The sequence below is a fragment of the Oleiphilus sp. HI0125 genome (assembly GCF_001635355.1).
Genome location: NZ_LWGF01000894.1, coordinates 1 through 1,190 on the forward strand (window position 1 = coordinate 1; position 1,190 = coordinate 1,190).

At 49.6% G+C, this 1,190-nt stretch carries 1 protein-coding gene; it reads left to right on the top strand.

Annotation, left to right across the window (positions count from 1 at the left end):
- Positions 1–1,190: molybdopterin cofactor-binding domain-containing protein (locus A3762_RS15350; RefSeq protein ID WP_156493486.1), on the top strand; the 1,190-nt coding region annotated here is incomplete at both ends.

The window sequence follows — 1,190 nt, forward strand, 5'->3', positions numbered from 1 at the left end:
ACAAAGTAAACGTTGAAGTACGCCGCATGGGTGGTGGCTTCGGTGGTAAAGAAACCCAAGCAGCACCACTTGCATGTATCGCATCATTGCTAGCGCACCACACTAAGCGTCCGGTGAAATACCGTATGTCTCGTGGCGATGACATGATCATGACGGGTAAGCGTCACGCTTTCCAAAACGATTATAAAGTTGGTTTCAACGAACAAGGCCTTATTCAAGGTGCCGTTATTAATGTGGCAGGCCAATGTGGTAACTCGCCTGATTTGTCAGACGCGATCGTTGACCGAGCGATGTTCCACAGCGACAACGCCTACTACTTAAACAATGCAACCATTACTGGTTACCGTTGTAAAACACACACTGTATCTGCGACCGCTTACCGTGGTTTCGGTGGCCCACAGGGTGTGATCACGGCTGAGCTAATGATGGACGACATTGCGCGTCATCTTGGCGAAGACCCGCTTACCATTCGTAAGCGCAACCTTTACGGCGTGAAGCACGATTCAATGCGCTTGGAAGATGGCAGCATCGACCCACGTAACGAAACACACTACGGCCAAACGGTTGAGCAAGAAGTACTTCCAGAATTGATCTCTCAGCTTGAGGAAAGCTCTGAGTACTGGAAGCGCCGCGAAGAGATCAAGCAATTCAACGCAAACTCTGCGTTCTTGAAAAAAGGCTTGGCGCTGACTCCTGTTAAATTCGGTATTTCATTTACTGTTCAGTTCCTTAACCAAGCCGGTGCCTTGGTTCACGTCTACACAGACGGTTCGATCCAAGTAAACCACGGCGGGACGGAAATGGGCCAAGGTTTATACGTGAAAGTTGCACAAGTTGTTGCCAACGAATTCCAAGTCGACCTAGACACTATTCAGGTCACAGCAACACGTACTGACAAAGTCTCTAACACGTCTCCAACGGCTGCATCTTCAGGTTCTGACTTGAACGGCATGGCAGCACGCGACGCTTGTTTGCGCATCAAAGCCGGCATGATCAAGTACGCAGCTGAACTTAACGGTACAAGCGAAGACAAGATTCGCTTTGAAAGCAACCACGTTGTTGCAGTGAAAGCAGATGGCGAAGAAGTGTGGACGCCATTTGCGGAATTCACGCAAAACGCTTACACGGCGCGTGTACCATTGTTCTCAAGCGGTCACTACCAAACGCCTAAGATCCACTACGATCGCAAC